Annotated in this window: 1 protein-coding gene; it reads left to right on the top strand. The window is 59.3% G+C overall.

The annotated features are described in order from the left end of the window. A partial coding sequence (locus HX855_RS33030) for a hypothetical protein (protein WP_218644346.1) occupies positions 1-194 on the top strand: 194 nt, incomplete at its 5' end. Positions 195-214 lie beyond the last annotated feature (20 nt).

Raw genomic sequence — 214 nt, 5'->3', positions numbered from 1 at the left:
GCTCGACAGCTCCCACACTGGATTGGGTTTGTTTGTGGGAACGCGGCGTTCTGAGCCCCGTCAGCCAGGCGAGCACATTGTTCAAGGATGTAGGGGATCAACTGTGGGAGCTGTCGAGCTTTAGCGAGGCTGCGATGGCGGACTATCAGGCGACATCTTTATCGGCAGACAGGGCCTCTTCGCAGCCTCGCTGAGGCTCGACAGCTCCCACACT

The organism is Pseudomonas sp. IPO3778, assembly GCF_013386825.1.
GTDB lineage: Bacteria > Pseudomonadota > Gammaproteobacteria > Pseudomonadales > Pseudomonadaceae > Aquipseudomonas.
This window is presented reverse-complemented; position numbering and strand designations above follow the sequence as displayed.